Annotated in this window: 25 protein-coding genes; 10 read left to right on the top strand and 15 right to left on the bottom strand. The window is 57.7% G+C overall.

Annotated elements, in window-relative coordinates:
- Positions 1 to 4: 4 nt before the first annotated feature.
- Entirely contained in the window at positions 5 to 496 is a 492-nt protein-coding gene (locus tag V1599_RS07630; RefSeq protein ID WP_040076922.1) for a YajQ family cyclic di-GMP-binding protein, read from the bottom strand.
- 124 nt (positions 497 to 620) lie between these two features.
- Here V1599_RS07630 and panE point away from each other — a divergent pair, with 124 nt between their 5' ends.
- Positions 621 to 1,535, top strand: coding sequence for a 2-dehydropantoate 2-reductase (gene panE / locus V1599_RS07625; protein WP_112011248.1), 915 nt, complete (start codon positions 621 to 623; stop codon positions 1,533 to 1,535).
- Complete coding sequence (yajL, locus tag V1599_RS07620) at positions 1,495 to 2,085, top strand: protein deglycase YajL (RefSeq protein WP_112011247.1); 591 nt, start codon at positions 1,495 to 1,497, stop codon at positions 2,083 to 2,085. Before panE ends, yajL begins: the two co-directional genes overlap by 41 nt.
- A 114-nt stretch (positions 2,086 to 2,199) precedes the next feature.
- On the opposite strand, the gene thiI is transcribed toward yajL, so the two are convergent.
- Complete coding sequence (thiI, locus tag V1599_RS07615; protein ID WP_112011246.1) at positions 2,200 to 3,648, bottom strand: tRNA uracil 4-sulfurtransferase ThiI; 1,449 nt, start codon at positions 3,646 to 3,648, stop codon at positions 2,200 to 2,202.
- 172 nt (positions 3,649 to 3,820) lie between these two features.
- On the opposite strand from thiI, the gene xseB reads away from it, so the two are divergent.
- From xseB to V1599_RS07595, 4 genes are read left to right on the top strand one after another with little or no spacing between them, the layout of a single operon-like run.
- The gene (gene xseB, locus V1599_RS07610) at positions 3,821 to 4,063 is read left to right on the top strand and encodes an exodeoxyribonuclease VII small subunit (RefSeq protein ID WP_045328337.1); all 243 of its coding nucleotides are present in this window, start codon (positions 3,821 to 3,823) and stop codon (positions 4,061 to 4,063) included.
- 1 nt (position 4,064) lies between these two features.
- Positions 4,065 to 4,964 (top strand): (2E,6E)-farnesyl diphosphate synthase, encoded by a 900-nt coding sequence (gene ispA / locus V1599_RS07605; protein ID WP_297119694.1) that lies wholly within the window; start codon positions 4,065 to 4,067, stop codon positions 4,962 to 4,964.
- A 24-nt stretch (positions 4,965 to 4,988) separates the two neighbouring features.
- Positions 4,989 to 6,851, top strand: a complete 1,863-nt coding sequence (gene dxs, locus V1599_RS07600; protein ID WP_297119696.1) for a 1-deoxy-D-xylulose-5-phosphate synthase — start codon at positions 4,989 to 4,991, stop codon at positions 6,849 to 6,851.
- A 58-nt stretch (positions 6,852 to 6,909) separates the two neighbouring features.
- Positions 6,910 to 7,884 carry an aldo/keto reductase gene (locus V1599_RS07595; protein ID WP_297119698.1) on the top strand — a complete coding sequence of 325 codons (975 nt, stop codon included), beginning with the start codon at positions 6,910 to 6,912 and terminating at the stop codon, positions 7,882 to 7,884.
- 590 nt (positions 7,885 to 8,474) lie between these two features.
- Here V1599_RS07595 and thiL read toward each other — a convergent pair.
- The 5 genes from thiL to nrdR all read right to left on the bottom strand — a co-directional run bounded on the left by thiL (position 8,475) and on the right by nrdR (position 12,081).
- Entirely contained in the window at positions 8,475 to 9,446 is a 972-nt protein-coding gene (gene thiL / locus V1599_RS07590) for a thiamine-phosphate kinase (RefSeq protein WP_297118375.1), read from the bottom strand.
- 79 nt (positions 9,447 to 9,525) lie between these two features.
- Entirely contained in the window at positions 9,526 to 9,945 is a 420-nt protein-coding gene (nusB, locus tag V1599_RS07585; RefSeq protein ID WP_112011241.1) for a transcription antitermination factor NusB, read from the bottom strand.
- A 20-nt stretch (positions 9,946 to 9,965) separates the two neighbouring features.
- Positions 9,966 to 10,436 carry a 6,7-dimethyl-8-ribityllumazine synthase gene (gene ribE, locus V1599_RS07580; protein ID WP_006176874.1) on the bottom strand — a complete coding sequence of 157 codons (471 nt, stop codon included), beginning with the start codon at positions 10,434 to 10,436 and terminating at the stop codon, positions 9,966 to 9,968.
- Between the two features lie 87 nt (positions 10,437 to 10,523).
- A complete protein-coding gene (gene ribD, locus V1599_RS07575) occupies positions 10,524 to 11,627 on the bottom strand; it encodes a bifunctional diaminohydroxyphosphoribosylaminopyrimidine deaminase/5-amino-6-(5-phosphoribosylamino)uracil reductase RibD (protein WP_395301284.1) in 1,104 nt (367 codons plus the stop codon).
- Positions 11,628 to 11,631: 4 nt separating this feature from the next.
- Entirely contained in the window at positions 11,632 to 12,081 is a 450-nt protein-coding gene (nrdR, locus tag V1599_RS07570; protein ID WP_112011239.1) for a transcriptional regulator NrdR, read from the bottom strand.
- A 152-nt stretch (positions 12,082 to 12,233) separates the two neighbouring features.
- Between nrdR and V1599_RS07565 the strand changes: the two genes are divergently transcribed.
- Positions 12,234 to 12,773, top strand: coding sequence for a DUF3251 domain-containing protein (locus V1599_RS07565; RefSeq protein WP_112011238.1), 540 nt, complete (start codon positions 12,234 to 12,236; stop codon positions 12,771 to 12,773).
- 268 nt (positions 12,774 to 13,041) lie between these two features.
- The gene (locus tag V1599_RS07560; protein WP_112011375.1) at positions 13,042 to 13,926 is read left to right on the top strand and encodes a nucleoside-specific channel-forming protein Tsx; all 885 of its coding nucleotides are present in this window, start codon (positions 13,042 to 13,044) and stop codon (positions 13,924 to 13,926) included.
- 121 nt (positions 13,927 to 14,047) lie between these two features.
- Here V1599_RS07560 and V1599_RS07555 read toward each other — a convergent pair whose 3' ends face one another.
- The 7 genes from V1599_RS07555 to queA all read right to left on the bottom strand — a co-directional run bounded on the left by V1599_RS07555 (position 14,048) and on the right by queA (position 20,713).
- Positions 14,048 to 14,728 carry a YafY family protein gene (locus V1599_RS07555; protein WP_112011237.1) on the bottom strand — a complete coding sequence of 227 codons (681 nt, stop codon included), beginning with the start codon at positions 14,726 to 14,728 and terminating at the stop codon, positions 14,048 to 14,050.
- A gap of 11 nt (positions 14,729 to 14,739) precedes the next feature.
- On the bottom strand, positions 14,740 to 15,105 hold the full coding sequence (locus V1599_RS07550; protein ID WP_112011236.1) for a VOC family protein: 366 nt from the start codon (positions 15,103 to 15,105) through the stop codon (positions 14,740 to 14,742).
- A gap of 142 nt (positions 15,106 to 15,247) precedes the next feature.
- The gene (secF, locus tag V1599_RS07545) at positions 15,248 to 16,219 is read right to left on the bottom strand and encodes a protein translocase subunit SecF (protein ID WP_112011235.1); all 972 of its coding nucleotides are present in this window, start codon (positions 16,217 to 16,219) and stop codon (positions 15,248 to 15,250) included.
- Between the two features lie 10 nt (positions 16,220 to 16,229).
- Positions 16,230 to 18,077, bottom strand: coding sequence for a protein translocase subunit SecD (secD, locus tag V1599_RS07540; protein ID WP_112011234.1), 1,848 nt, complete (start codon positions 18,075 to 18,077; stop codon positions 16,230 to 16,232).
- A gap of 27 nt (positions 18,078 to 18,104) precedes the next feature.
- On the bottom strand, positions 18,105 to 18,437 hold the full coding sequence (gene yajC, locus V1599_RS07535) for a preprotein translocase subunit YajC (protein ID WP_003021544.1): 333 nt from the start codon (positions 18,435 to 18,437) through the stop codon (positions 18,105 to 18,107).
- A gap of 22 nt (positions 18,438 to 18,459) precedes the next feature.
- A complete protein-coding gene (tgt, locus tag V1599_RS07530) occupies positions 18,460 to 19,587 on the bottom strand; it encodes a tRNA guanosine(34) transglycosylase Tgt (RefSeq protein WP_112011233.1) in 1,128 nt (375 codons plus the stop codon).
- A 55-nt stretch (positions 19,588 to 19,642) separates the two neighbouring features.
- Positions 19,643 to 20,713: a tRNA preQ1(34) S-adenosylmethionine ribosyltransferase-isomerase QueA gene (gene queA, locus V1599_RS07525; protein WP_395301283.1), complete on the bottom strand. Its 1,071-nt coding sequence runs from the start codon at positions 20,711 to 20,713 to the stop codon at positions 19,643 to 19,645.
- 92 nt (positions 20,714 to 20,805) lie between these two features.
- Between queA and acpH the strand changes: the two genes are divergently transcribed.
- Together acpH and V1599_RS07515 are read left to right on the top strand one after the other, a co-directional pair.
- Positions 20,806 to 21,387, top strand: coding sequence for an ACP phosphodiesterase (gene acpH, locus V1599_RS07520; RefSeq protein WP_112011231.1), 582 nt, complete (start codon positions 20,806 to 20,808; stop codon positions 21,385 to 21,387).
- A 127-nt stretch (positions 21,388 to 21,514) separates the two neighbouring features.
- Complete coding sequence (locus V1599_RS07515; protein ID WP_010428037.1) at positions 21,515 to 22,117, top strand: peroxiredoxin C; 603 nt, start codon at positions 21,515 to 21,517, stop codon at positions 22,115 to 22,117.
- Positions 22,118 to 22,162: 45 nt separating this feature from the next.
- On the opposite strand, the gene V1599_RS07510 is transcribed toward V1599_RS07515, so the two are convergent.
- On the bottom strand, positions 22,163 to 24,031 hold the full coding sequence (locus tag V1599_RS07510) for an amidohydrolase (protein WP_395301282.1): 1,869 nt from the start codon (positions 24,029 to 24,031) through the stop codon (positions 22,163 to 22,165).
- Positions 24,032 to 24,049: the final 18 nt, after the last annotated feature.

Genomic DNA, 24,049 nt, shown 5'->3' with positions numbered 1-24,049 from the left:
CGTTTTAATCGCGGAAGTTTTTAAACTGGAACGGCTGTCCCAAATCGCCACCGCGCACCAGCGCCATCACGGACTGCAGGTCATCGCGAGATTTACCGGTCACACGAATCTCTTCGCCCTGGATCTGCGCCTGCACCTTCAGCTTGCTGTCCTTGATGAGCTTAACGATTTTCTTCTGCACCGCGCTCTCAATGCCCTGCTTCAGCTTCGCTTCAACGAACCAGGTTTTGCCGCTGTGCACAAACTCTTCAGGCACATCCAGGGACGTCCCTTCAATGCCGCGCTTGAGCAGCTTGGCGCGCAGAATGTCCAGCAGCTGATTGACCTGGAAATCAGACTCGCTCAGCACCTTGATGGTCTTATTCGCGTCGTTCAGCTCAAACGTCGCCTCAACGCCGCGAAAATCAAAACGTGACTCAACTTCACGGCTGGCGTTATCCACGCCGTTGCGTACTTCCTGGATATCAACTTCGGAAACAATATCGAAAGATGGCATCTTTTCTTCTCCCTTCACTTTTGTTGCGTTGCATAATACCCGCAACGAGGCATAACGAGAAGCTTAGCTGACGGCGCTATACTTAGGCCGTAACACCCGGCGCAGTTGCGGGTGAGGAGGAACCATGAAAATTACAGTGCTCGGATGCGGCGCCCTGGGCCAGCTGTGGCTGGCCGCGCTCCGCACGCACGGACACGACGTTCAGGGCTGGCTACGCGTGCCGCAGCCCTATTGCAGCGTGAACTTGATCGCTGAAGACGGAAGCATCTTTAACGAATCGTTGACCGCGAACGATCCCGACTTCCTGGCGCAAAGCGACCTGCTGCTGGTCACGCTGAAAGCCTGGCAGGTTTCAGACGCGGTGAAAGCCCTTGCTGGACAGCTCCCCCCGACGTCGCCCATTTTGCTGCTGCATAACGGCATGGGCACCCTTGATGAGTTAAAAAACATCCGCCAGCCGCTGCTGATGGCGACAACCACCCACGCGGCGCGGCGTGACGGTAATATCATCGTTCACGTCGCCAGCGGCGTGACGCACGTCGGCCCGGCCCGCGAGCGCGAGGGTGACTACAGCTATCTGGCGGACGTTCTGCAAAAAGTCCTGCCGGACGTCGCCTGGCACAACAACATTCTTCCCCAGCTGTGGCGAAAGCTGGCGGTGAACTGCGTTATCAATCCGCTGACGGCCCTGTGGGACTGCCCCAACGGCGCGCTGAAAAACCACCCGCAGGAGATAGCAGCGCTGTGCGCCGAGGTCGCCGCCGTGGTCGAACGTGAGGGCTTACACACCTCGGCAGACGATTTACGCTATTATGTCGAGCAGGTGATTGATAGTACGGCAGAAAATATCTCCTCGATGCTGCAGGACGTTCGGGGATTGCGCCACACGGAAATCGACTACATCACCGGCTATTTGCTAAAGCGCGCCCGCGCGCACGGTATCAGCGTGCCGGAAAACGCCCGCCTGTATGACAGAGTTAAACGTAAGGAGAGTGAATATGAGCGCGTCGGCACTGGTCTGTCTCGCCCCTGGGAGTGAAGAGATGGAAGCGGTCACCACCATTGATTTAATGGTGCGTGGCGGTATTGACGTCACAACGGCCAGCGTCGCCAGCGATGGTAGCCTGGCGATTACCTGCTCACGCGGCGTGAAGATCCTCGCGGATGCGCCGCTGGTTGAAGTGGCAGATGGCGATTACGACATCATCGTGCTGCCCGGCGGCCTGAAAGGCGCCGAATGTTTCCGTGACAGCCCGCTGCTGGTCGAAACCGTCCGCCAGTTCCATCTTTCCGGGCGCATCGTGGCAACCATCTGCGCGGCGGCGGGTACGGTACTGGTGCCGCACGACATCTTCCCGATCGGCAACATGACCGGCTTCCCGGCGCTGAAGGAGACCATTCCGGAAGATCAGTGGGTGGACAAGCGCGTTGTATGGGACCCGCGCGTTAACCTGCTGACCAGCCAGGGACCGGGCACGGCGATTGATTTTGGCCTGAAGATTATCGATCTGGTGGTAGGGCGCGAAAAGGCGTATGAAGTGGCGTCATCGCTGGTGATGGCCGCGGGGATTTATAACTACTACGAGTAATAAAAAGCCGGGTGGCAGCTACGCTTACCCGGCCTACACGAGCTCATCTCTTCGCCCTCTCCCCGTGGGAGAGGGCCGGGATGAGGGCATCAGGCCGCACTCCCCTACAATGAACTACGGGCGATACACCTTCACATTCGCAAAGCCCTGCTCGCGCAGGTAGAGCGCCTGCAGGCGGCTCATCACCCCGCGCTCGCACCAAAGCAGATACGTTTTGCTCTGGTCGAGGTCGCCAAACTTCGTGCTCAGCTTGTAGAACGGCAGGGAAACCACGTCGACGCCTTCAACCTGCAGCGGCTTGTCGTCCTGCTCGTCAATAGAGCGGATATCCAGAATCGCATCGTTCGCGCCGAAACCGCTCACGGTTTCAACTTCGACCACTTCCTGCTCGGTCTGCTGGGCAATCTCGCGGATATCAATGTTGGACGCTTCTTCCACCACTTTATCCAGAATGCTGAAATCGAAGTTCTCTTCTTCCGCCTCGATCTTAGCTTTCACCGCTTTGACGGTCGGGCTTTTTGAGATCACGCCGCAGTATTCCGGCATGGTGCGAGCAAAATCTTCGGTGCCAATTTCGCGCGCCAGATCGATGATGTGCTCTTTATCGTGAGAAATCAGCGGACGCAGGATCAGCGTATCGGACACGTTGTCGATAAGGCGCAGGTTGGTCAGCGTCTGGCTGGAGACCTGGCCCAGCGCTTCACCGGTGACCAGCGCCTGCACGCCGTAGCGCTCGGCCACTTTGGAGGCCGCACGCACCATCATGCGCTTCAGGATGACGCCCATCTGGCCGTCGTCGACCTTCTCAAGGATTTCGCCCACCACGGGCTCAAAGTTGATCGCCACAAAACGCACGCGGTGGGAGCTGCCGAAGCGGTTCCACAGGTAATGCGCCACCTGACGTACGCCGATTTCATGCGCCGCGCCGCCGAGGTTGAAGAAGCAGTAGTGTACGCGGCAGCCGCGACGCATCAGCATATAGCTGGACACGCCGGAGTCGAAGCCGCCGGAGATCAGCGACAGCACGTCTTCCTGTGTGCCGATCGGGAAGCCGCCAATCCCTTCGTAGCGGCCCTTCACCAGCAGCAGGCGATCGTTCTCGATCTCCAGGTTAACGGTGACGTCCGGGTTGGTCAGGCGCACGCGCGCGGATTCAACGTGCTGGTTCAAGCCGCCGCCAACGTAGCGCTCCACTTCAATGGAGCTAAACTCATGCTTGCCGCGGCGCTTCACGCGCACGCAGAAGGTTTTTCCTTCGATCTGGTCGCGGTACTGGACCAGCGCTTTTTCGAAGATGTCATGCATATCGCTGAACGGGACGTCTTCCACTTCCAGAATATGGTGGATGCCCGGAATGCGGGTCAGGGCGTCGCGAATATCAAGACGTTTATTTTCGTCTTTGGCACGCACTTCAACGTGGTCCCAGTGGCGCACCACGGCAAGGGTTTCGTCGTAGTGTTTTAATACGTTACGAATGTTCCCGGTCAGGATCTTAATAAAGCGCAAACGCACAGATTGGCTTTTGATGGTGATTTCAGGGAACAATTTAATGATAAACTTCATGGCGGCAATGTTTCTTAGGCAAGCCCGAAAAGGCTTGTGATGGAAAGAGTACAGCAGCCCACACCCGTGGCTGCATCCAGGCGCGCGAGTATATCACCATTGCGCGTTATTTGCTTCTCCGCCTGAGTCCGTTACCATGACGGGGCAAAAAATAGAAAGAGTCACATTCACTATGCCAAAGAAAAATGACGCACCGGCCAGCTTCGAAACTGCGCTGAATGAACTTGAGCAGATCGTCACCCGTCTTGAAAGCGGCGATCTCCCGCTGGAAGAGGCGCTCAACGAATTTGAGCGCGGCGTACAGCTGGCGCGCCAGGGTCAGGTCAAACTGCAGCAGGCCGAGCAGCGCGTGCAGATCCTGCTGTCCGACAGCGAAGATGCAAAAACAACGCCTTTCACACCGGACGCCGAGTAAAATGGATTTCGCCAACGAGCTTCAGGCGCGCGTGGTTCGCGCCAACGACGCGCTGCGCCGTTTTATCGCGCCACAGCCTTTTCAGAACACTCCACTGGTGGAAGCCATGCACTATGGCGCACTCTTGGGTGGAAAGCGCCTGCGTCCGTTCCTGGTCTATGCGACAGGCAATATGTTTGGCATCAGCGACACCACGCTGGACGCCCCGGCTGCCGCCGTTGAGTGCATCCATGCCTATTCGCTGATCCACGATGATTTACCCGCCATGGACGACGACGATCTGCGCCGCGGCCAGCCCACATGCCATATTAAGTTTGGCGAAGCGAATGCCATTCTGGCGGGCGATGCTCTGCAAACGCTGGCGTTCTCAATCCTGAGCGATGCGCCGATGGTTGAAGTGAACGATCGCGATCGCCTGGCGATGGTGTCCGAACTGGCAATGGCCAGCGGCGTGGCCGGCATGTGCGGCGGCCAGGCGCTCGACCTCGAGGCTGAAGGCCGTCAGGTGAATCTTGAACAGCTCGAGCGCATCCACCGTCACAAAACGGGAGCGCTCATTCGCGCAGCCGTTCGCCTGGGCGCGCTGAGCGCGGGTGAACGGGGGCGTAACGCCCTGCCGATTCTCGACAGATACGCGGAAAGTATCGGCCTGGCATTCCAGGTTCAGGATGACATTCTGGATGTGGTGGGCGATACTGCAACATTGGGTAAACGTCAGGGTGCGGACCAGCAGCTTGGCAAAAGTACCTACCCCGCCCTGCTGGGCCTTGAGCAAGCCCAACGTAAAGCCCGGGACCTGATAGAGGATGCCCGCCAGTCGCTGAATGCGCTGGCCGCGCAATCGCTGGATACCTCGGCACTGGAAGCGCTAGCGGACTACATAATCCAGCGTAATAAATAAACAACCTGTCACGATGAGCCTTTGATGAGTTTTGATATTGCCAAATACCCGACGCTGGCGTTAGTGGATTCCACCCAGGAGCTACGTCTGTTGCCGAAAGAGAGCCTGCCGAAGCTGTGCGACGAACTGCGTCGTTACCTGCTCGACAGCGTTAGTCGCTCCAGCGGACATTTCGCCTCCGGGCTTGGCACGGTTGAGCTGACCGTGGCGCTGCACTACGTCTACAACACGCCGTTCGATCAGCTGATCTGGGACGTGGGTCATCAGGCCTATCCGCACAAAATTCTGACCGGTCGTCGCGACAAAATTGGCACCATTCGCCAGAAAGGCGGCCTGCACCCGTTCCCGTGGCGCGGTGAGAGCGAGTATGACGTCTTAAGCGTCGGCCACTCTTCCACCTCCATTTCAGCCGGGATCGGTATTGCCGTCGCCGCAGAAAAAGAGAACAAGCAGCGCCGCACCGTCTGCGTGATTGGCGACGGCGCGATCACCGCCGGTATGGCCTTCGAAGCGATGAACCACGCGGGCGATATCAAGCCGGACATGCTGGTTGTCCTCAACGATAACGAGATGTCGATCTCTGAAAACGTCGGCGCGCTGAATAACCATCTGGCGCAGCTTCTCTCCGGCAAGCTGTACTCCAGCCTGCGCGAAGGCGGTAAAAAAGTCTTCTCCGGCGTACCGCCGATTAAAGAGCTGCTCAAGCGCACCGAAGAACATATTAAAGGCATGGTGGTGCCGGGCACGCTTTTTGAAGAGCTGGGCTTTAACTACATTGGCCCGGTCGACGGCCACGACGTGCTGGGGCTGGTCTCCACGCTCAAGAACATGCGCGACCTGAAAGGCCCGCAGTTCCTGCACATCATGACCAAAAAAGGGCGCGGTTACGAACCGGCGGAAAAAGATCCGATCACCTTCCACGCGGTGCCAAAATTCGACCCGACCAGCGGCTGCCTGCCGAAAAGCAGCGGCGGCATGCCGAGCTATTCGAAGATCTTCGGCGACTGGCTGTGCGAAACCGCCGCGAAGGACAACAAGCTGATGGCCGTCACCCCCGCGATGCGTGAAGGGTCCGGCATGGTCGAGTTTTCCAAAAAATACCCTGACCAGTACTTTGACGTGGCGATTGCCGAGCAGCACGCGGTGACGTTCGCCGCGGGCCTGGCGATAGGCGGCTACAAGCCAATTGTCGCGATTTACTCCACCTTCCTGCAGCGCGCTTACGATCAGGTGATCCACGACGTGGCGATCCAGAAGCTGCCGGTGCTGTTTGCAATCGACCGCGCGGGCATCGTCGGCGCGGACGGCCAGACGCACCAGGGCGCGTTCGACCTGTCGTTCCTGCGCTGCATTCCGGATATGGTGATCATGACGCCGTCTGACGAAAACGAATGTCGCCAGATGCTGTTCACCGGCTACCACTATCAGGATGGCCCAAGTGCGGTGCGCTATCCGCGCGGCAATGCGGTCGGCGTTGAACTGCAGCCGCTGGAAAAACTGGCGATCGGTAAAGGCCTGTTGAAGCGTCGCGGTGAGAAAGTAGCCATCCTGAACTTCGGCACGCTGATGCCTGAAGCGGCGAAAGCAGCGGAAGCGCTGAACGCAACGCTGGTAGATATGCGCTTCGTGAAGCCGCTTGATGAATCGCTGATTCTAAGCATGGCGGAAAGCCACGAGGTGCTGGTTACCCTGGAAGAGAATGCCATCATGGGCGGCGCGGGCAGCGGCGTAAACGAAGTGCTGATGGCGAACCGCAAAGCCGTTCCGGTGCTTAACCTCGGCCTGCCTGACTACTTTATCCCGCAGGGCACCCAGGACGAAGCGCGCGCGGCGATCGGCCTGGACGCCGCCGGTATCGAAGCCAAAATCCGCACCTGGCTGGACTAATCCCTCCCCTTTTCGCTCCTGCTATGCTTAACGTAATGTTTAAAAGCAGGAGCGAACCATGCAATACAACACATTAGGAAAAACCGATCTCAAGGTGTCCCGACTTTGCCTGGGCTGTATGACCTTCGGCGAGCCTGACCGGGGCAATCACGCCTGGACGCTGCCGGAAGAGAGCAGCCGCCCGATCATCAAGCGCGCCCTCGACGGCGGCATTAACTTCTTTGATACCGCCAACAGCTACTCCGACGGCAGCAGCGAGGAGATCGTCGGCCGCGCCCTTCGCGACTTTGCTCGCCGCGATGAGATTGTCGTCGCCACCAAGGTGTACTTCCCGGTGGGCGACCTGGCCGAGGGCCTGTCCCGCGGGCAGATCCTGCGCTCCATTGACGACAGCCTCCGTCGTCTGAACATGGACTACGTCGACCTGCTGCAAATCCACCGCTGGGATTACAACACGCCGATAGAAGAGACGCTGGAGGCGCTTAACGACGTGGTGAAGGCCGGCAAAGCGCGCTATATCGGCGCGTCGTCTATGCACGCCTCGCAGTTTGCGCAGGCGCTCGATCTGCAAAAACAGCACGGCTGGGCGCGGTTTGTAACCATGCAGGATCATTACAACCTGATCTACCGTGAAGAGGAGCGCGACATGCTGCCGCTCTGCTATCAGGAAGGCGTGGCGGTGATCCCCTGGAGTCCTCTGGCCCGGGGCCGCCTGACCCGCCCGTGGGGCGAAACCACGGCCCGTCTGGTGTCGGATGAGGTGGGGAAAAACCTGTACGAAGGGACGGAAGCCAGCGATGCGCTGATTGCCGAGCGCTTAGCGGGCATTGCGGACGATCTCGGCGCGACGCGCGCACAGGTGGCGCTGGCGTGGCTGCTGAGTAAACGCGGCGTTGCCGCACCGATTATCGGCACCTCACGAGAGGAACAGCTGGATGAGCTGTTAAGCGCCGTAGATATAACGCTGACGCCGGAGCAGATTGCCGAGCTGGAGACGCCGTATCAGCAGCATCCGGTGGCAGGATTTAAGTAAGCTCTTACCCTAACCCTCTCCCAGAGGGCTGAGTAGTCCCCAGAAAAATTTTATTCAGAAGCGATTAAGTTTTTATTAACAGAATAAAGAGCTTACAGCGCCCCCCGGTCCGGCTGAAAATCGCTGAGGCGTTTCCTGCAGGCCGGGGCGAGGCGCAGGGATGCGCCGAGAGGGCGGCTTTACAGGGACGTTGCCTCCGCCCGTCCCCGATAAGCCGGAAGGAATAAGCCGAAGACAAAATTGCCGGGAGCAATTTTGGACAGCACTTGTGCTGGCCCCGAAGGGGGGAGCCCCAGGGATGGGGCGAACAACCTGCGAAGCGGCGATTTTCTCTGCCGGGAGCCCGGATTGTTAAGGAGGCGGCGGTGAGCCTCCTTAACACGTTCACAAGTAATGTGATTTCAGAGTAGCAACGCTCATAAAGTGAACGGAATAACCACCACTGCCGTATGTTCCCCCCTCACCCCGGCCCTCTCCCTCCAGGGAGAGGGGGTATTCGGTGCCAGACTGGAATTTGTGGGGAACCCTCAGCCCAAAGGGAGAGGGAACAAAACCCGCAGGCCGGGTAAGCGCAGCGCCCTCGGCAAAACTTACGCGAAGTGATCGTAACCTTTCCAGTCGAGCGTGACCGGAGCGCCATCACGTACAAACTGCAGCCCTTCACTCTCCGGCATGATTTGCCCAATGCAGGTAAACCGCGCGCCGAGATGGGCCAACGCCACGTCCAGCGTTCCGCGGTTCAGCTCGGGAACCGTAAAGCACAGCTCGTAATCTTCCCCCCCTGAGAGCGCCCAGCGCAGGGCCTGCTCCGGTTCGGCATGGCGCAGCAGTGGCTCTGACAGCGGGAACTGGTCGAGGTCGATACGCGCGCCGACGCCGCTGGCCTTAAGAATATGGCCCAGATCGGAGATCAGCCCGTCGGAAAGATCGATAGCAGAGCTTGCCCGATCGCGCAGCGCCTGGCCGTGAAGAATGCGCGGCGTCGGGCGCAGGTGACGCTTGACCAGATACGCTGCATCGTCCTCGTCTGCTACCGCCAGTCGGTCCTGTAGGATCGCCAGGCCCGCCGCGCTGTCACCCGGCGTACCGGTAACGTAAACCCAGTCACCGGGCTTCGCCCCGGAGCGCTTGAGCGCGCGCCCGACCGGGACGTAACCGTGGATAGCCAGCGTCATCGACAGCGGCCCGGCGGTGGTGTCGCCGCCGATCAGCTGCATGTCGTAGTAGTTAAGCTGGTCAAAGAGCGCGTCGCTGAAGGCTTCAAGCCAGGCTTCATCGACGTTCGGCAAGGTCAACGCCAGCGTTAGCCACGCGGGATCGGCGCCCATCGCCGCCAGATCGCTCACGTTAACGGCGAGCGCTTTGTAAGCCAGATCGGCAGGATCGATATCGGGTAAGAAATGACGACCGCACACCAGCGTGTCGGTGCTGATTGCCAGCGTCTGCTTTTCGGGAATATTGAGAAGTGCGCAGTCATCGCCGATGCCGGTTTCAACGTCGAGACGAGAGGTTCTGACACGGTCAAAATAACGGGCAATCAGGGAAAATTCGCCGCATGCCATACGTTATGCCTCAGCAAATTAAATAAAAAAAACCGGAGCCGCACCGCCGGTTGGGCAATGCGAGGCTCCGGCTTGCGGATCACTTTTTGCGGGGACGGATCGCGGGAGCGGCTTTATCCAGCACGCCGTTGACGAACTTGTGGCTGTCTTCAGCGCCGAAGGTTTTCGCCAGCTCAATCGCTTCGTTGATGGCCACCTTGTACGGCACATCGTCACGCTTGGACAGCTCAAACAGGGCGATACGCAGCACCGCTTTTTCTACCTGACCCAGCTCATCGAGCAGGCGGGACAGGTAAGGCTTCATCAGGCCATCGAGATACGCGCTATTAGTCGCCACTCCCGACAGCAGTTCACGGAAGTACAGAACGTCAACGTCTTTAACGTCCTGTTCTGACAGGAACTGGTACTCAACATCAGCGATGTCGTTTTGGGACAACTGCCAGGAGTAAAGTGCCTGGACGGCACATTCACGGGCGCGGCGACGAGCAGCAGGTTTCACGGAATTCCCCTTACAAAAAATCAGGCCTTAATGGCTTTCAATACATTGATCATTTCAAGCGCGGTCAGCGCAGCTTCTGCACCTTTGTTACCGGCTTTAGTGCCAGCACGTTCGATGGCTTGTTCAATACTTTCGGTGGTCAGCACGCCAAACGCGACAGGAATTTCAGCATCCTGCGCAACGTGTGCCAGACCGTTGCTTGCACCGCCCGCAACGTATTCGAAGTGCGCAGTGCCGCCACGAATAACCGTACCCAGCGCAATCACCGCGTCATATTTACCGGTTTTCGCCAGCGCGCCCGCTGCCAGTGGCAGTTCGTAAGCACCTGGAACCCAAACAACGGTAATGTTGTCATCTTTAACCTGGCCGATACGCTTCAGGGCGTCAATGGCACCTTCCAGCAGGCTGTCGTTGATGAAGTTGTTGAAACGCGCAATGGTGATGGCGACGCGAGCGTCCGGGGTAGCTACAGCAGCTTCAATAATGTTCATACTCTTCCTTTACGGGTTCATTTGGCCCCGCAGGGGGGCGGATTTTATCATAATACTTTGCGCACTGCTTCCCTATTTCGGGAGCAATTACGCTGTCGTTAAATGGAGGCAGACATCCGGACCGACCGGACGAATCTCGCTGAATTTAAGCTGCGGCGCGTCGGCCAGTTTTTCAAGGCCCGGCAGCACAAACAGGCCGCGCGCATCGCTGCCCAGCAGCTTAGGCGCGACGTAGACGAGCAGTTCATCCACCAGCCCGGCCTGAAGCAATGCGCCCGCCAGCGTCGGGCCCGCTTCAACCCAAATGCTGTTCACCTGCTGCTTGCCGAGGAGCATCATCAGCACCACCAAATCGAGATGGCCGTTATGCTCCGGCACCATGATGCTGCGCACGCCGTCCGGCCATCCGCGCGAATCTTCTTTTGTTCGGGCAATCCAGGTTTCCCCCGGCTGCTGAACGATGCGGTGCTCGGGCGTGATGCGGTTCTGGCTGTCAATGATGATGCGCAGCGGCTGGCGCAGGTTTTCCTGCGGATAGAGCGCCTGGGTATCTGCATTGAGTTCGTCCCAGCGCACCGTCATGGCCGGATCGTCAGCTAAAACCGTTTCACTGCTGGTGAGGATAGCATGGCTTTGCGCGCGCAGACGTTGCACATCGCGCCTTGACTGCGGCGACGTGATCCACTGGCTCTCGCCGCTCGCCATCGCCGTGCGGCCATCAAGCGACGCGCCGAGCTTGAGCTGAATGTACGGGAATCCGGTGCGCATGCGCTTCAGGAAGCCTTTATTCACCGCTTCGGCATCGTTCATCATCAGGCCGTGGCTGACGTCGATCCCCGCCTGCTGCAGGCGATACAGGCCGCGGCCCGCCACCTGCGGATTAGGATCCTGCATCGAAGCCACCACCCGCGCGACGCCCGCTGCAATCAGCGCGTCGCAGCACGGCGGCGTGCGGCCGTGATGGCTGCAAGGCTCAAGCGTTACGTAGGCCGTCGCCCCGCGCGCCTTCTCACCCGCCATACGTAAGGCGTGAACTTCCGCGTGAGGCTCGCCCGCGCGATAGTGGAAACCTTCACCGACGATTTCGCCGTCCTTGACGATGACGCACCCCACGTTCGGGTTGGGATGGGTGGTAAAACGGCCGCGCTGCGCCAGCTTCAGCGCACGCGCCATGTAAATCTCATCCTGCATGCGCTTAATCCTGTAGGCGGGCGATCTCTTCGCCGAACTCTTTGATGTCTTCGAAGCTGCGGTAAACGGAAGCAAAGCGGATGTAGGCGACTTTATCGAGTTTTTTCAGCTGTTCCATCACCAGGTTGCCGATCATTTTGCTCGGCACCTCGCGCTCGCCCAGCCCACGAAGATAGGAGCGAATGTGGTTCAGGGCCATCTCGACGTCATCTGCGCTGACGGGGCGTTTTTCCAGGGCCTTGAGCATCCCGCTGCGCAGCTTCTCTTCGTTAAACGGCTCGCGCACGTCGTTGCTTTTCACCACGCGCGGCATCACCAGCTCTGCGACTTCGAAGGTCGTAAAACGCTCGTTGCACACCAGACATTGCCGACGACGGCGTACGGATGACCCTTCACCCACGAGGCGAGAATCAATAACTTTGGTATCCACGGCGGAGCAAAATGGGCAATGCATACGGTATCCCTGGTATCTGGTTGTCTGATTTCTATTTTACCCTGATCTGGGCTGACAACAAAGGAAGAGCTTTTTGAGACAAAGGATCTATACCTGACGGCGCAATACTGCCTACCATTACGCCTATCCGTTACTTCAAGGAAATAAACGCAATGACAAGACGTTATTTACGTATTTTGCTGGTGGGAAGCCTCTTCAGCCTTAGCGCCTGTGCACAGCAAACGGAAGTCCGCGAGATGAAGCAAAGCGTCAGGACGCTGAACTCTGCGATGGAAAAGCTGAATAAAGAAACCGTGAAGATCACCCAGCAGAATGCGCTGAATGCGAAATCCAGCAGCGGCGTTTACCTTCTGCCGGGCGCGAACACGCCTGCCCGCCTGAACAGCCAGATCGGCACGCTTAAAATGTCGCTGGTAAACGTGGCGGCAAACGCTGACGGCACGCGCGCCACCCTGCGGATTCAGGGCGAGTCCAATGACCCGCTTCCGGCCTTCAGCGGCACCGTAGAGTGGGGGCAAATTCAGGGCACAACCGAAAATTATCAGGAAGTGAACGTTAAGAATCAGCTGATCACCGCTCCGGCCAGCGTGCTGGCGCCGAGCGACGTTGATATTCCCGTTCAGCTGAGCGGCCTTACGCCAGAGCAATTAGGCTTTATCCGCATTCACGATATTCAGCCCGCCGCCCGGTAATCCCCTCTTTTAGCGGAGTAGATTGTTACTCCGCTAACATTTTACATCCCGCAAATATTGGCAACATAAATGATTGCCGTTACAATCCCCGCCGTTAAAGTACGCAAACGTGAACGCAATCGATTACGTATGTGAGAGAACTGTGAAACAACACGTATTTTTGTGAGCAAGGATTCCTATAATAGGCTCCGCAGAAACACGAAACATTTAGAAACGCAATTCGCGCATTTTTCACTCCCGGAAGGGAATTTCAATCAGTGGCATGATTATGAAAAAAACATTACTCGCAGCCGGTGCAGCGCTGGCACTTTCCGCCTCTTTCACCGTTAACGCGGCGGAAAACGACAAACCACAGTACCTCTCCGACTGGTGGCACCAGAGCGTTAACGTGGTAGGTAGCTACCACACCCGTTTCGGACCGCAGATCCGCAACGATACCTACCTGGAATATGAAGCGTTCGCTAAAAAAGACTGGTTTGATTTCTACGGCTATATGGATGCACCGGTATTCTTCGGCGGTAACAGCGATGCGAAAGGTATCTGGAACCACGGTTCTCCGCTGTTCATGGAAATCGAACCGCGTTTCTCTATCGATAAGCTGACCGGCACAGACCTGAGCTTCGGTCCGTTCAAAGAGTGGTATTTCGCGAACAACTACATCTACGACATGGGCCGCAACGCGTCCGGTCGCCAGAGCACCTGGTACATGGGTCTGGGTACGGACATCGACACGGGTCTGCCAATGAGCCTGTCCATGAACGTCTATGCCAAGTACCAGTGGCAGAACTACGGTGCCGCAAACGAAAACGAGTGGGACGGCTACCGCTTCAAGGTGAAATACTTTGTGCCAATCACCCAGCTGTGGGGCGGCAACCTGAGCTACATCGGCTTCACCAACTTTGACTGGGGTTCAGACCTGGGCGACAACGACTTCCGCGATCTGAACGGTAAGAAGGCGCGCACCAATGACTCTATCGCCTCCAGCCACATCCTGGCGCTGAACTACGATCACTGGCACTACTCCGTGGTTGCGCGTTACTGGCACAACGGTGGCCAGTGGAACGACGACGCCAGCCTGAACTTCGGCAACGGCGACTTCAGCGTGCGTTCTACCGGTTGGGGTGGTTACCTGGTTGTGGGTTACAACTTCTAATCAGTGCAGGGACCGTGCGGGCTGATGCCCACACCCTGCTCCTCTCCCACAGGGCTGAGGGAACAAACACAAAAAACGGCAACACACGTTGCCGTTTTGCTTTTACCTTGCCGCCCGGCTTTTACTGCTTAACCTTCCGCAAAAAATCAGCCAAAGACCTGTCCGCACTCTCGCTAAAGCGTCTTTCCGTCAATGCTATATTCAAACACCTGTCGAGCCGGAAGCAGCGGTAGTCATCGCGTCGCTCGCACCATGCGGCCAGCAGCCAGTGCTCGCCCCAGAAGAACAGCCCCAGCGGCTGAACCTCGCGCTTTGTGAGCTGCCCGGCCTCATCGCGATAGTGCAGCGCCAGCACGCGCTGGGCGGATATCGCCTGATGGATCACATCAAATCCGCTGCGCGAATGCGGCTGAAGCGCAATGTCCGGTGCGTAGATCCGCGTCTGCTCAGCCTTGCGCCTGCTTTCCTCCGGCAGGATCGCCAGCACCTTCTCCTGGGCAGACTCCAGCTCGCGCGACAGCGATTCGCCTCCCCAGGTTTTGAGCAGGCGGATCGCCACCATCAGCGCCTCAGACTCCTTATTGGTCAGCATCAGCGGCGGTAAATCAAAGCCCGACATCAGCCGATATCCGCTTCCCGCCTCGCCCTCCACCGGCACGCCGGAAAGCGACAGATCGCGGATATCGCGGTAAACCGTTCGCTCGGACACGCCAAGCCGGTCCGCCAGATGCGCTGCCGTTGTCAGACGTCTACCCCGCAGGATCTGCACAATCTGAAACAAACGGTCAGCGCGTCGGGTCATCTGGGTTACTCTCAGGCCGGTTGATGGAGGCCGACGCGATTACCTTCGCTGTCGGTAAACAGAGCTATAGTGCCGATACCGTCCGGCAGCTCTAGCGGGCCAAACACGCACTCACCGCCCGATGCGGCAATGCGATCGAGCGTAGCCGTCAGGCTGTCAGTATGCAGGTAAATAATAGCGCCCTGCGAAGACGGTGTAACGCCGTCAAATTTCGCCAGCGCGCCGCCGGTGGCCGGATCCTCGTGCGGGAAAATCGCCAGCTCAGCCACGTCCATCTTCTCGCGACGCAGCACAACCTGCATCACCGTCTCGTAAAATTTGATGGCGCGATCCATATCTACCACGGGAATTTCAAACCAGTTAATCACACTTTTCATACGTCCTCCTGCCTGTTATTGGGGTTCAGAAGGAGTCTACGACAGGGCTCCTGACAGCATACTGTCAGGAGTGTTTGTCAGGCGCAGGTAAAAAAAATCCCGGTCAACCGACCGGGATTTCAATAACACGCAATTCAACGCCTTACGGCAGAATGGACGGCTGATCCGCCCCTTCTTTCTCAACCTTCTGCTGGAGCAGGTGCTCGCGCTTCATGCCGAGTTTCAGTGCCAGCGCGGACGCGACGTAGATAGACGACGCGGTACCGATAGACACACCGATCAGCATGGTCAGCGAGAAGCCTTCCAGCACCGGGCCACCGAAAAGGAACAGCATCAGGATCACCATCAAGGTGGTACCGGAGGTGATCAAGGTACGGTGCAGCGTCTGGGTCAACGACACGTTAAAGATTTCGTACGGCGTACCGCGACGGATCTTACGGAAGTTTTCACGAATACGGTCAGATACCACGATGCTGTCGTTCAGCGAGTAACCGATAACGGACATCAGGGATGCCACAATCGTCAGGTCAATCTCAATGTGGAACAGCGACAGTATCCCCATGGTGATCACCACGTCGTGCGCCAGGGCGATAACCACACCGGCTGCCAGACGCCACTCGAAGCGGAAACCGACGTAAATCAGGATGGAAATCAGCGCGACCATCAGCGCCATTGCACCGGTCTGCGCCAGGTCCGCCCCCACGCTCGGGCCGACGAACTCAATACGCTTAACCGTTGCATCCTGACGGGTCGTTTCGTTTATAACCTGTACGACCTTGCTGCCCAGCTCCTGGCTGCCGTTAGCATCGTGTACCGGCGGCATACGCACCATGATATCGCGGCTGCTGCCGAAGTTCTGCAGCAGCGGCTCTTCGAAGCCCGCTTTCTGCAGCGACTCGCGCATCTGGTCCATGTCGATCGGTTTTTCCAGGGTGATTTCAATCACCGTACCACCGGTGAAATCGAGACCCCAGTTAAAGCCTTTCACGCCCATAATGACGATGGACAGAATCAGCAGAAAACCTGAAATGCCGAAGGCCCAGTAGTCCCAGCGCATAAAGTCCCAGACTTTACGGCCGTGGTTCAATTGTTCAACAGTATATTCCTGTGCCACAACGCACTCCTCAGATAGACAGCTTTTTGACGCGCTTGCCGCCATACAGCAGGTTCACGATGGCACGGGTGCCGACAATAGCGGTAAACATCGACGTTGCGACACCGATACCGGTAGTAATCGCAAAGCCTTTGATAGCGCCAGTACCCACTGCATACAGGATAAGAACCTTAATCAGTGTTGTTACGTTCGCATCGAAGATGGAGCTGAACGCGCCTTTATAACCTTCTTCAATCGCCTGCTGAACAGAGCGACCGTTGCTCAACTCTTCTTTGATACGCTCGTTTATCAGTACGTTGGCGTCGACCGCCACCGCAAGGGTAAGCACGATACCCGCAATCCCCGGCATGGTCAGCGTCGCCCCCGGCAGCAGGGACATGATGCCGATGATCAGCACCAGGTTGGCGATCAGTGCAGAGGTCGCAATCAGGCCGAACTTCTTGTAGAAGAAGATCATGAAGAGAATGGAGACCACCAGACCGGCCAGACATGCTTCCAGACCTTGCTTGATGTTCTGCATACCCAGGGTTGGGCCGATGGTACGTTCTTCAACGATCTGAATCGGCGCAATCAGCGCACCGGCACGCAGCAGCAGAGAGAGCTGACGGGCTTCGTTCGGGTTGTTGATACCGGTAATACGGAAGCTGTTACCCAGACGGGACTGGATGTTGGCGATGTTAATCACCTCTTCCTCTTTCACCAGCACCGCGCGACCGTTGGCATCTTTCTTACCGCTGTCTTTGTACTCCACGAATAGGGTCGCCATCGGTTTACCGATGTTGTCCTTGGTGAAGTTAGACATGATGTTGCCACCCGCGCTATCCAGCGAGATGTTAACCTGCGGCTGGTTGTATTCGTCCTGGCTTGAAGTGGAGTCGGTGATATGGTCACCGGTCAGGATCACGCGCTTGTACAGCACAACCGGCTGACCTTCACGGGTCTGTTTCACTTCGGAATCGCCCGGAATACGGCCAGAAGCGGCAGCGGACTGATCGACGTTAGTGTTCACCAGACGGAATTCCAGGGTTGCAGTCGCGCCCAGAATCTCTTTCGCCCGCGCGGTATCCTGGATACCCGGCAGCTCTACCACGATACGGTCAGCACCCTGACGCTGTACCAGCGGCTCGGCGACGCCCAGTTGGTTGACACGGTTACGCAGAATATTGATGTTCTGCTGAACGGCATATTCACGCGCTTCGCTCAGGCGAGCATCGGTCATTACCGCGCGCAGCTGATTGCTGCCCTGAGAGGTAATCACCAGATCGCGATGGCGTTGAGAAAGGTAAGTAACGGCCTGATCGCGCGCCGCGCTGTCGCGGAAGGTGATGCTTAAACCGTAGTTATCTTCTTTACGCACGGTGGTGTACGCGATGCCTTTTTCACGCAGATCGCTGCGCAGGCTGTCGATATTCTGTTCCTGCAGCTTGCCGAGTGCGGTATCCATATCCACTTCCATCAGGAAGTGAACGCCACCACGCAGGTCAAGACCGAGTTTCATTGGCTCTGCGTTCAGCGCAGCCAGCCAACGCGGGGTTGCAGGAGCAAGGTTAAGCGCCACGACGTATTTATCACCCAGCACGCCCATCAGCGCTTCACGGGCGCGGAGCTGCGTGTCGGTGGTGTCGAAGCGAGCAAGAATTGCGCCCTCTTCCAGTGCCACAGACTTAGCGGTAATTTTTTCTTCTTGTAACGTTTTCTGGACCTGGATCAGCGTTTGCTCACTGGCGGCGACACCGCGCGCGCCAGTGATTTGAACGGCCGGATCCTCACCATACAGGTTGGGAAGTGCGTACAGCAGGCCGACGATAATCACGACGACCAGCATGATGTACTTCCACAAAGGATAACGGTTTAACACGGCAGTTCCCTTTGGGAAAAGTTGGGATTACAGCGCCTTCATGGTGCCTTTCGGCAGAACGGCGGCTACGAAGTCACGTTTGATGACCACTTCAGTGGTGTCGTTCAGGGCGATAGCAATGTAGCCGCTTTCCGCTACTTTGGTTACGCGACCGACCAGGCCACCGTTAGTCAGCACTTCATCGCCTTTCGCAATGGAGTTCATCAGGTTTTTGTGCTCTTTGGTACGCTTCTGCTGTGGACGCAGGATCATGAAGTAGAAGATCAGACCGAACACAACCAGCATCAGAATCAGAGACATTGGGCTGCCCTGGGCTGGTGCACCTGTTGCTGCTACCGCATCAGAAATAAAAAAGCTCATTCAAATTCCCTCATTATTAAAATTAATCAACGTTCAACGGTGGGACATCACGACCCTGACGTTGGTAGAAATCCGTCACGAAGCTCTCTAATTTACCCTCTTCGATAGCCTTACGTAAACCAGCCATTAAGCGCTGATAATAACGAAGATTATGAATGGTATTGAGACGCGCGCCCAAAATCTCGTTACAACGATCGAGATGATGCAGATACGCGCGAGAATAATGGCGACAGGTATAGCAATCGCACTCGGAATCGAGCGGGCTGGTGTCACTCTTATGCTTCGCGTTACGGATTTTCACCACGCCATCGGTAACAAACAGATGACCGTTACGCGCGTTACGGGTTGGCATTACGCAGTCGAACATATCGATGCCGCGACGTACGCCTTCAACCAGATCTTCTGGTTTACCCACACCCATCAGGTACCGCGGTTTATCGGCCGGGATTTGCGGGCAGACGTGCTCCAGAATTCGGTGCATGTCTTCCTTCGGCTCGCCCACAGCCAAACCGCCGACAGCGTAGCCATCAAAACCTATCTCTACCAGACCTTTAACGGAGATATCGCGTAAATCTTCGTAAACGCTGCCCTGGATAATGCCGAACAGCGCATTTTTGTTCTGCAGGGAGTCAAAACGGTCGCGGCTGCGCTTCGCCCAGCGCAGGGACATCTCCATAGAGCGCTTGGCATAATCCCAGTCCGCCGGATATGGCGTACATTCGTCGAAGATCATCACGATATCGGAGCCGAGATCGTACTGAATCTCCATCGATTTTTCGGGATCGAGGAAAATCGGATCGCCGTTGATCGGGTTGCGGAAGTGCACGCCCTCTTCGGTGATCTTGCGGATGTCGCCCAGGCTGAAGACCTGGAAACCGCCGGAGTCGGTGAGAATAGGGCCTTTCCACTGCATGAAGTCGTGCAGGTCGCCGTGCAGCTTCATGATCTCCTGGCCGGGACGCAGCCACAGGTGGAAGGTGTTACCGAGGATAATCTGTGCGCCAGTGGCTTCAACTTCTTCCGGCGTCATCCCTTTTACGGTGCCGTACGTACCCACAGGCATAAACGCGGGGGTTTCCACCACGCCGCGATCAAACACCAGGCGACCGCGGCGCGCGCGGCCGTCGGTGGTATCGAGTTCAAATTTCATTTTTATTCCTCTGTGCCAGAAAAACAGTCCAACACATTATTCTGGTGCCGCGGAGTTATTCCCCGACACGCTCGTTCAAAGCCTGCGGATTGTACGTGATAAACATCGCGTCACCGTAGCTAAAAAAGCGATATTTTTGTTCTACCGCAGACTTGTAGGCATTCATCGTATGCTGGTAACCCGCAAAGGCGGAAACCAGCATAATCAGCGTCGATTCAGGCAGATGGAAATTGGTCACCAGCGCGTCAATCACTTTGTACTGGTAGCCCGGGTAGATAAAGATCTGCGTATCGCCAAAGAACGGCTCGATAAGATCGGTTTTTGCCGCCTGCGCCGCGCTCTCAAGGGAACGCACGGAGGTGGTGCCTACCGCAACCACGCGGCTGCCGCGCGCCTTCGCCGCCAGCACCGCATCCACAACCTCCTGCGGCACTTCTGCATACTCGGAATGCATGATGTGATCTTCAATGCTGTCCACGCGCACAGGCTGGAAGGTACCGGCCCCGACGTGCAGCGTCACAAACGCCATCTCAACGCCTTTTGCGCGCAGTTTTTCCAGCAAGGGTTCGTCAAAGTGCAGGCCCGCCGTCGGCGCGGCCACCGCGCCAGGCTTCTGGCTATAAACGGTTTGATACAGCTCGCGATCCGCCTCTTCGTCCGGGCGCTCAATGTACGGCGGCAGCGGCATGTGGCCGATGGTATTGAGGATATCCAGCACCGTGCGCTCGTCGTGGAATTCCACTTCAAACAGCGCATCGTGGCGCGCGGTCATGGTCGCTTTGATGCTCTCGTCATCGCCCAGCAGCAGCTCCGCGCCCGGCTTCGGCGCCTTAGACGCGCGAATATGTGCCAGAATACGCTTATCATCGAGCATACGTTCGACCAGCACTTCAATCTTGCCGCCGCTGGCCTTACGGCCAAACAGGCGCGCCGGGATCACGCGGGTGTTGTTAAAGACCAGCAGATCGCCAGGGTTGAGCTTGTCGAGCAAATCGGTGAAAGTACCGTGCGTCAGCGCGCCCGTTGGCCCGTCCAGTGACAGCAGGCGACAGCTGCTGCGCTCAGGCATGGGATAGTGAGCAATCAGGGATTCAGGCAGTTCAAAGGAGAAATCGGCGACGCGCATGACGTATACTCGTGACTTAAAAACAGGCGGCATAGTCTAGTGCTCACACCCTTTTGCTGCAACAACTAGCCGACTTTGGACAGATAAAACGCATGAATTTTCTCGCTCACCTGCATCTCGCCCACCTCGCTGACAGCTCCCTTTCCGGCAATTTGCTGGCCGATTTCGTGCGCGGTAATCCCGCTGAAGCTTATTCCGCGGAGGTGGTTGACGGTATTTTCATGCACCGGCGTATCGACGTGCTGACCGATAACCTGCCGGAAGTGCAGGAAGCCAAAGCGTGGTTCCGTCCGGAAACCCGCCGCGTTGCGCCGATCACGCTCGACGTGATGTGGGATCACTTCCTGTCGCGCCACTGGGCACAGCTGTCGCCGGAGATGCCGCTGCCGGAATTTGTGCGCTACGCCCGCGAGCAGGTCGCCCTCATTCTGCCCGACTCGCCGCCGCGCTTTGTGAACCTGAATAATTACCTGTGGTCGGAACGCTGGCTGGAGCGCTATCGCGAGATGGACTTCATCCAGAACGTCCTGAACGGGATGGCGAGCCGCCGCCCGCGTCTGGACGCGCTGCGCGACTCCTGGCACGATCTGGATGAGCATTATGACGCGCTCGAGACCCAATTCTGGCAGTTCTACCCGCGCATGGTGGCGCAGGCGAAAAATAAAGAACTGTGATGTCGGTTTGATTGATAGGTAAAAGCTGGTGGAACGATTGTCATCACCTCTTTGTCTTATCCATGAACACTCTCTATACTGGCCCGCGTTGCGTTCCAAATAACCTTAGTATCTACAGGAGAATCATATGGTTCTGGTAACTCGTCCGGCTCCGGATTTTACAGCTGCAGCAGTACTGGGCAACGGTGAAATCGTTGAAAACTTCAACTTCAAACAGCACACCAACGGTAAAGCGACCGTTCTGTTCTTCTGGCCAATGGACTTCACCTTCGTTTGCCCGTCTGAGCTGATCGCGTTCGACAAACGTTATGAAGAATTCCAGAAGCGTGGCGTAGAAGTGGTTGGCGTCTCCTTCGACTCTGAATTTGTACACAACGCATGGCGTAACACCCCTGTCGAAAACGGCGGCATCGGTGCGGTGAAATACGCAATGGTTGCGGACATCAAACGCGAAATCCAGCAGGCTTACGGTATCGAGCATCCGGACGCTGGCGTTGCGCTGCGCGGCTCCTTCCTGATCGATGCGAACGGCATCGTTCGTCACCAGGTCGTGAACGATCTGCCGCTGGGCCGTAACATCGACGAAATGCTGCGCATGGTTGACGCGCTGCAGTTCCACGAAGAGCACGGCGAAGTGTGCCCGGCTCAGTGGGAAAAAGGTAAAGAAGGCATGAACGCGTCTCCGGACGGCGTGGCTAAATACCTGTCTGAGAACGTATCCAGCCTGTAATCGGCACGGTTTACGAAGAAGGCCCGCATATGCGGGCCTTTTTGTTTAGAACGCGAAGCACGAACACCCTAACACGCCCCAGAACGCCTGTTCATCAGACACCGGAATTTCCGACTGGCGCGCAATGCCGTGCGCATGCCCGTGCACGCCGCAGCTGCCAATACACTGATGCATCTGCACCACCGCGCCCACCTTGCTGGCCGCAGGCGGCGCGGAGCGATAGTGCCCCGGCACCTTCACCACCGGTGACCACTCCGGCACGACCGGGATCGGCGGCGGCGACAGCGGGCTAAAGTGCCCGGCGGCATAAACCACCTTGCCATCCACCACCGTCAGTACCGACTCAATGCCCTTAATCTCCTCTTCCGCCACGCTGAAGTAGTCTTTCGACAGCACCACCAGATCGGCAAGCTGCCCTTCAACAATGCGCCCCTTTTTCCCCTGCTCGCTGGAGAACCAGGCGCTGCCTGCGGTCCACAGCTCCAGCGCCACGTCGCGCGGCAGGCGGTTGCCGTCGTCATACATCGCCAGCCCGCCGACGGTGCGCCCAGAGACCAGCCAGTAGAGCGCCGTCCACGGGTTGTAGCTCGCCACGCGGGTCGCATCCGTGCCCAGGCCAACCGGCACGTCCAGCTCCAGCATTTTCGCTACCGGCGGCGTGTGCTTCACCGCCTCTTTGCCGTACCTGTCGACAAAATACTCGCCCTGGAAGGCCATGCGGTGCTGCACCGCAATTCCGCCGCCGAGCGCCTTCACGCGCTCGATGTTGCGCTCGGTAATGGTCTCCGCGTGGTCGAAGAACCAGTGCAGGCCGTTGAACGGAATATCCCGGTTCACCTTCTCGAACACGTCGAGCATGCGGCTGATGGATTCGTCATAGGTCGCGTGCAGGCGGAACGGCCAGCGGTGTTCCACCAGGTGGCGCACCACGCGCTCGAGCTCGTCTTCCATGCCTTCGGGCAGGTCCGGGCGCGGCTGGAGGAAATCCTCAAAGTCCGCCGCAGAGAAGACCAGCATTTCGCCCGCCCCGTTGGCGCGGTAGAAGTCCGTTCCCTGTCCCGGCTTGAGCATATCGGTCCAGCGCTCAAAGTCTTCCAGCTCCTGCTTCGGGCGCTGGGTAAAGAGGTTATAGGCGATACGCACCGTCATCTGCTCTTTGGCGTGCAGTTCGGCGATCACTTCATAATCTTCCGGGTAGTTCTGGAAGCCGCCGCCCGCGTCGATGGCGCTGGTCAGCCCCAGGCGGTTCAGCTCGCGCATAAACTGTCGCGTCGAGTTCACCTGCTGCTCAATCGGCAGCTTCGGCCCTTTCGCCAGCGTTGCATAGAGGATCATCGCGTTGGGTTTGGCGATCAGCATCCCGGTCGGGTTGCCGTGGTTATCGCGTACGATCTCGCCGCCCGGCGGGTTCGGCGTATCTTTGGTGTAGCCCACGGCCTTTAGCGCGGCGCGGTTGAGCAGCGCGCGATCGTAGAGGTGAAGCACAAAGACCGGCGTGTCCGGCGCGGCCTCGTTGAGCTCTTCGATGGTCGGCATCCGGCGTTCGGCGAACTGGAACTCGCTCCAGCCGCCGACCACGCGCACCCACTGCGGTGACGGCGTGCGATCGGCCTGCGCTTTCAGCATCCGCAGCGCATCCACCAGCGAGGGCACGCCTTCCCAGCGCAGCTCGAGGTTGTAGTTCAGCCCGCCACGGATCAGGTGCAGGTGTGAATCGTTCAGGCCGGGGATCGCGGTACTTCCCTTCAGGTCAACGATCTGGGTGCCCTGCGTCGCATAGCTCATGATGCGGTCGTGGTCGCCCGTGGCGAGGATCTTTCCGTTGGCGATGGCCACCGCTTCGGTGAGCGGGTTTTCACGATCGAGGGTGTGGATCTTACCCTTGGTTAAGATCAGTGTGGCAGTTTGAGACATAACGTACTCCTTTGAGCC

The sequence above is a fragment of the Enterobacter sp. ECC-175 genome (assembly GCF_043968675.1).
Lineage (GTDB): Bacteria > Pseudomonadota > Gammaproteobacteria > Enterobacterales > Enterobacteriaceae > Enterobacter.
Note: the sequence above shows the minus strand (reverse complement) of the source record. Positions and strands in the feature narration are given on the sequence as shown.